The sequence below is a fragment of the Burkholderia sp. Tr-20355 genome (assembly GCF_017104685.1).
Lineage (GTDB): Bacteria > Pseudomonadota > Gammaproteobacteria > Burkholderiales > Burkholderiaceae > Burkholderia > Burkholderia seminalis.
In genome coordinates this window covers 1-6,044 of sequence record NZ_JAAGPK010000279.1, presented here as the reverse complement: position 1 = coordinate 6,044, position 6,044 = coordinate 1, and the positions used below count along the sequence as shown (strand labels likewise).

The 6,044-nt window shown below is 68.7% G+C and carries 6 protein-coding genes and 1 pseudogene; 6 read left to right on the top strand and 1 reads right to left on the bottom strand.

Annotation, left to right across the window (positions count from 1 at the left end; genetic code table 11):
* Positions 1-388 (top strand): peptidoglycan DD-metalloendopeptidase family protein (locus G3N62_RS33995; protein WP_206141473.1); only part of this gene is annotated, 388 nt, incomplete at its 5' end.
* A 48-nt stretch (positions 389-436) separates the two neighbouring features.
* On the opposite strand, the gene G3N62_RS33990 is transcribed toward G3N62_RS33995, so the two are convergent.
* On the bottom strand, positions 437-1,075 hold the full coding sequence (locus G3N62_RS33990) for a Pr6Pr family membrane protein (protein ID WP_034185978.1): 639 nt from the start codon (positions 1,073-1,075) through the stop codon (positions 437-439).
* Positions 1,076-1,291: 216 nt separating this feature from the next.
* Here G3N62_RS33990 and G3N62_RS33985 point away from each other — a divergent pair, with 216 nt between their 5' ends.
* The 5 genes and pseudogenes from G3N62_RS33985 to G3N62_RS33965 all read left to right on the top strand — a co-directional run.
* Entirely contained in the window at positions 1,292-1,828 is a 537-nt protein-coding gene (locus G3N62_RS33985; protein WP_124668840.1) for a cytochrome b, read from the top strand.
* A 156-nt stretch (positions 1,829-1,984) separates the two neighbouring features.
* Positions 1,985-2,353: a DUF2946 domain-containing protein gene (locus G3N62_RS33980; RefSeq protein WP_124668841.1), complete on the top strand. Its 369-nt coding sequence runs from the start codon at positions 1,985-1,987 to the stop codon at positions 2,351-2,353.
* Positions 2,354-2,436: 83 nt separating this feature from the next.
* Positions 2,437-4,569 carry a TonB-dependent copper receptor gene (locus G3N62_RS33975; protein WP_124668842.1) on the top strand — a complete coding sequence of 711 codons (2,133 nt, stop codon included), beginning with the start codon at positions 2,437-2,439 and terminating at the stop codon, positions 4,567-4,569.
* A 219-nt stretch (positions 4,570-4,788) separates the two neighbouring features.
* Positions 4,789-5,883, top strand: a complete 1,095-nt coding sequence (locus tag G3N62_RS33970) for a triacylglycerol lipase (protein ID WP_124668843.1) — start codon at positions 4,789-4,791, stop codon at positions 5,881-5,883.
* Between the two features lie 3 nt (positions 5,884-5,886).
* Positions 5,887-6,044: pseudogene (locus G3N62_RS33965) on the top strand (lipase chaperone); the annotation flags it as partial.

The following is a 6,044-nucleotide window of genomic DNA, read 5'->3' as shown; positions in this document are numbered from 1 at the left end:
CGCCGCGGCCGCGCCGGGCTCGCTCGCGTGGCCGGCAACCGGCGTCGTCGCGACGCCGTTCGCGGCCGGCAAGACACGCGGCGTCGTGATCGCCGCGTCCGGGCCCGACCACTCGGTGCGGGCCGCGGCGAACGGGCGGGTGGTTTACGCCGGGTCCGGCGTCAAGGCATACGGCCCGCTCGTGATCCTGAAGCACGACAACGGCCTCATCACGGCCTACGGGCACAACGGCAAGCTGCTCGTCAACGAAGGCGACGCGGTCCGCCAGGGCCAGCCGGTCGCCGAGATGGGCACCGACGCGAGCGGTCGATCGACATTCGAGTTCGAAGTCCGCCAGAACGGCAAGGTCGTCGATCCGATGAACTTCCTGCCGCGCAACGGCGGCTGACGGCCTGCATGACCCCGTGTGCGCCGGGCGGCGCACACGCTCCCGCCTTCATCCTTCCCCGAGCGTCGCGGTACCGGACTGTCTAGCGTGGTTGCCGAGCCAGCGGATACCCAGCGCGAGCGCCGCCGCGCCAAGCGCGATCAGCGAACACTGGATCGCGACCGGCAGGTAGCCGTGCGGCCGCGGATCGACGAACGGGTAGGGATACCAGTTCTCGAACGCGCCACGCACGAGCGTATAGCCGAGATAGACGACCGGAAAACCGAGCCACGCGAACGCGCTGCTTCGCGCGATCGGCCGGCGCGGTTCCACGTACAGCCAGTCGCACAGCATCACGAGCGGCACGATCCGGTGCAGCACCCAGTTGTTGAACGCCGGCGTGACATGGCGCAGCGCATCGAGCCGCGCCAGCAGGAGTTCGTAGACGATCGCGGTGATCAGCACGTACAGCACGGCGGCGCCGCGCATCGATTCGTAGCGGGCCGAGCCGGGGCGGGCGATGCGCCAGAGGCCCGCGGCCAGCATCGCGGCCGCGTAGAGGCTGCTCAGTTGCGTGAAGTAGCTGAGATAGTTGCCGAGATGGAAGTCCGGCAGGCGCCAGTAGTCGGCGACGCTGTGCAGCGTGGTGGATACCGCGAGCAACGCGGCGGTCAGCCGATAGGCCGCAACGAAGAACGCCTTGCTCATGATGCCCGCGCGCCGTCGCACCAAAGCTTCATCGTGCCACAGCCGTTTGCGTGCGCGATGCGGACTTTCCATATGAGGGGCGCGCCGGCGATTCGTCGGATATTTGACCGCGCCGCGTAAAACCGGACGCCCGTGCGGCTACAATCGCGAAAGCTTTGTCGGGCGCGGGGCCGCTTGCCGCCCGCGCGCCTCCCCGCATACAACACGAGACGACGCATGAGAAACATCCTCGCGAAACAGACGCGCTACAGCTCGCCCGCGATCTTCTTCCACTGGGCCATCTTCGTGCTGGTGGCGCTGGCCTACCTGGCCATCGAGATCCGCGGCCCGAAGGGCAGCGACAGCCGCGTGTTCTGGATGAACGTGCACCTCACCGCCGGTACGTTCGTACTCGTGCTGTCGGTGCTGCGCGTGCTGTGGCGCGTCGTCAGCCGCGTGCCGGAAGCGATTCCGCAGGCGGCGCTGCTGCGCTGGCTGTCGAAGCTCGCGCATGTCGCGCTCTACGTGTTCATCCTCGCGCAGCCGCTGCTCGGCATCATGATGATCAACCTGGGCGGCAAGCCGGTGTCGCTGGACTGGTTCGGCGTGTCGTTCACGCTGGTCGGCCCCGACAAGGCGCTGCGGCCGACGATCAAGGAAGCGCACGAACTGATCGGCAACGCGTTCTACTTCGTGATCGGCCTGCATGCGCTGGCCGCGCTGTACCACCACTTCATCCGGCGCGACGACGTGCTGCGGCGCATGGCGCCCTGATCGCCTCATGCGTGGCGCGTCTCGCGGGCGGGGGCGCATGGTTGTGTCGACAACCATGCGCCCCCGCTCCGTTTACCGGCATGGGTGACTGGCCATCGCGGTGAACATTCTGTAACATCTCGGCTGCTTTTACATTCCGCTTACTCGCCGCCGCGCATGCTGCATCGACATCGTCACCTGACCGCCTGGCTCGGCGTGCTCGCGATCTGGATCGCGATCGCGGCGCCGCTGGTGTCGCAGTGGCGCATCGCGCAGGCGGCCACGCCGGACGCAATCGTCTGCAGTACGGAGCATGGCGCGCATCGGCCGGCCGATGCGCGCGGCATGCACGATCATGCGCTGCATCTCGACGCGTGCGGCTACTGCGGTTTCTTCGCTCATAGCCCCGCGCTCGGCGCGCCGGCCGCCGCGTCGTTCGCTTCCGTTCCCGCCGTTTTCGTTTCCGCCGCCGCGCCGCCTGTCGTCGCGGCGCGCGCCGACCGCTATCCGCGCGCGTATCCACGCGCACCGCCCGAGCGCGCCTGACGCGCTGTTCTCCGTTCCTACTCCCGCCGATATCCGTGCGGCCCGTCGCGGCCGCGTGGAGGGCGTCACTCGGGCTTTCGATCATGACCCATTTCCAGTTGCGTGCGCCGCGGGCGTCACGCAATACCCGTGCGCGGCGCGTGCCGCGAATGTTGAAACTTGCCGTGCCCGCGCTGGCCGTCGGCGCGCTGGCCGCGACTGCCGCGGCAGCCGAAACGGCGCGTGCGGACGTCGCGCCCGTGAACGAGTCGGCCGTGCCGCTGCCGCCCGTCGAGGTCGTCGCGTCGCCGCTGTCGACGCCGCTCGTCGTCGTCACGGATCCGAAGGCGCCGCGCCAGCCGCTGCCCGCCAGCGACGGCGCGGATTACCTGAAGACGATTCCCGGCTTCACGTCGATCCGCAGCGGCGGCACGAACGGCGACCCCGTGCTGCGCGGGATGTTCGGTTCGCGGCTGAACATCCTGGCGAACGGCATGCCGACGCTCGGCGCATGCCCGAACCGGATGGATGCGCCGACGTCGTACATCGCGCCGGAAAGCTACGACAAGGTCACCGTCGTGAAGGGGCCGCAGACCGTGCTGTACGGTCCCGGCGCATCGGCCGGCACCGTGCTGTTCGAGCGCGTGACGCCGCGTTTCGAGCGGCCGGGCATGCGCTTCGACGGCAGCCTGGTCGGCGGATCGTTCGGCCGCAACGACCAGAACCTCGATCTGACGGCCGGCACGCCGGACGTCTACGGCCGCGTGAGCGCGAACCACGCGCATTCGCAGGACTACAAGGACGGCAACGGCAACACGGTGCCGTCGCAGTGGGACAAGTGGAACGCCGACGCGGCGCTCGGCTGGACCCCCGACGACCACACGCGTGTCGAGCTGACCGCCGGCACCGGCGACGGCTATGCGCGTTACGCGGGCCGCGGAATGGACGGCGCGCATTTCCGCCGCGAGACGTTCGGGCTGTCGTTCGACAAGCGCCACCTCGGCGACGTGCTCGACCGGATCGAGGCGCGCGTGTACTACAACGAAGCCGATCACGTGATGGACAACTACACGTTGCGGCAGCCCGACCCGTCGAGCAGCATGCCGATGCGGATGGCGGCCGACGTGCGGCGCCGTACGGTCGGGGCGCGCGCGGCCGCGACGTTCCGTTTCGGCGACGACTTCAAGCTCGTGACGGGTGTCGACGCGCAATCGAACCGGCTCGACTCGCGCTCGTCGATGGGGCAGCAGAACTACCGCGACCAGCCGTGGGACGCGCAGGCGACGATGTGGAACGCGGGCGCGTTCGGCGAGCTGACGTGGTATGCGAGCGAAGTGTCGCGCGTGATCGGCGGCGCGCGCATCGACTACGCCGGCGCTCGCGACAAGCGCGCGATGAAGAGCGGGATGATGATGAGCAAGCCGAACCCGACCTTCGACGACGATCGCTCGCGCGTGTTGCCGAGCGGCTTCGTGCGCTACGAGCGCGATCTCGCGTCGCTGCCCGTCACGTGGTACGCGGGGATCGGTCATGCCGAGCGTTATCCCGACTATTGGGAACTGTTCTCCGCGACGCGCGGGCCGGCCGGTTCGGTCAACGCGTTCTCGGCGGTGCAGCCGGAGAAGACCACGCAGGTCGACATCGGCGCGCAGTACAAGAGCGACCGGTTCGACGCGTGGGTGTCGGCGTACGCGGGCTACGTGCAGGACTTCATCCTGTTCAACTACGCGGCCGGCATGATGGGCGCGACCACGCAGGCGACCAACGTCAACGCGCAGATCATGGGCGGGGAAGCAGGCGTGTCGTGGTGGCCGGTGGCGCCCTTGCGCGTCGAGACGTCGCTCGCGTATGCGTGGGGGCGCAACGTGGCGAGCGGCGATCCGCTGCCGCAGATGCCGCCGCTCGAGGCGCGCATCGGGCTCGAATACACGCGCGGCGCATGGTCGGCCGGCGGCCTGTGGCGGATCGTTGCGCCGCAGCATCGTTATGCGTTGAACGAGGGCAACGTGGTCGGCAAGGACTTCGGCCCGAGCGCCGGATTCGGCGTGCTGTCGCTGCACACGCAATACAACGTCAGCAAGACCGTGCAGGTCTCGGTCGGCGTCGACAACGTGCTGAACAAGGCCTACACCGAACATCTGAACCTTGCCGGCAACGCGGGCTTCGGCTATCCGGCGAACGCGCCGGTGATGGAACCGGGCCGGACCGCGTGGGTGCGCGTGAGCGCGAAGCTGTAGCGCGCGGCGCGTGTGCATTGCAGCATGCCTGCGCGTGAACGCGGCCCCGCCCGAACGGGCGGGGCGCGTCAACCGATTAGAGAACCGTATCTAGTCAGGGCGAAAACGTTCGCGACTCGTGATTCACTCCCGCATTCGACGCACACGATGCGCGCGATGCGGCGTGCGTGTCGATCCGGTGTCATTCGCGCCGGCAGCACAATAATCAGGAGAACATGCATGGCCAGATCGTTGCGTTCCAGGGTAATGGCAGGGGCAGTGGCATGCGCGATGAGCGTCGCGCCGTTCGCGGGGACGGCGGCGCTGACGACGCTCGCGACGACCCGCTCGGCAATGGCGGCGCCCGCGCCCGTCGACAACTACGCGGCGACGCGTTATCCGATCATCCTCGTGCACGGGCTCACGGGCACCGACAAGTACGCCGGCGTGCTCGAGTACTGGTACGGCATCCAGGAGGATCTGCAGCAGCACGGCGCGACCGTCTACGTCGCGAACCTGTCCGGCTTCCAGAGCGACGACGGCCCGAACGGCCGCGGCGAACAGCTGCTCGCCTACGTGAAGACGGTGCTCGCCGCGACGGGGGCGACCAAGGTCAATCTCGTCGGTCACAGCCAGGGCGGACTGACCTCGCGCTATGTCGCGGCCGTCGCGCCCGATCTCGTCGCGTCGGTGACGACGATCGGCACGCCGCATCGCGGCTCCGAGTTCGCGGACTTCGTGCAGAGCGTGCTCGCGTACGATCCGACCGGGCTGTCGTCGACGGTGATCGCCGCGTTCGTCAATGTATTCGGGATCCTGACGAACAGCAGTCACAACACGAACCAGGACGCGCTCGCATCGCTGAAGACGCTGACGACCGCGCAGGCGGCGACCTACAACCAGAACTATCCGAGCGCGGGCCTGGGCGCGCCGGGCAGCTGCCAGACCGGCGCGGCGACGGAGACGGTCGGCGGCAACACGCATCTGCTGTATTCGTGGGCCGGCACCGCGATCCAGCCGACGCTTTCCGTGCTCGGCGTGACGGGGGCGACGGACACGAGCACCATTCCGCTCGTCGATCCCGCAAACGCGCTCGACCTGTCGACGCTTGCCCTGTTCGGCACCGGCACGGTGATGATCAATCGCGGGTCGGGCCAGAACGACGGGCTCGTGTCGAAGTGCAGCGCGCTGTACGGCAAGGTGCTGAGCACGAGCTACAAGTGGAACCACATCGACGAGATCAACCAGCTGCTCGGCGTGCGCGGCGCGTATGCGGAAGATCCGGTCGCGGTGATCCGCACGCATGCGAACCGGCTGCAGCGCGCGGGCGTGTAATCGATGACGGCACGTGAAGGGCGCGCGCCGCTGGCGCGGCGCGCAGCGGTCTACGGTGTCGTGGGGCTGGCGGCGATCGCCGCCGTCGCGATGTGGAGCGGAGCGGGCCGGCATCACGGGTCGGTCGCCGCCGGTGACGCACCGGACGCGGCGGTGGCGGA

Excerpts from the sequence above, each read along its gene's own strand:
- G3N62_RS33990 (WP_034185978.1), bottom strand. The coding sequence starts at position 1,075 with ATGAGCAAGGCGTTCTTCGTTGCGGCCTATCGGCTGACCGCCGCGTTG.
- G3N62_RS33985 (WP_124668840.1), top strand. The coding sequence starts at position 1,292 with ATGAGAAACATCCTCGCGAAACAGACGCGCTACAGCTCGCCCGCGATC.
- G3N62_RS33980 (WP_124668841.1), top strand. The coding sequence starts at position 1,985 with ATGCTGCATCGACATCGTCACCTGACCGCCTGGCTCGGCGTGCTCGCG.
- G3N62_RS33975 (WP_124668842.1), top strand. The coding sequence starts at position 2,437 with ATGACCCATTTCCAGTTGCGTGCGCCGCGGGCGTCACGCAATACCCGT.
- G3N62_RS33970 (WP_124668843.1), top strand. The coding sequence starts at position 4,789 with ATGGCCAGATCGTTGCGTTCCAGGGTAATGGCAGGGGCAGTGGCATGC.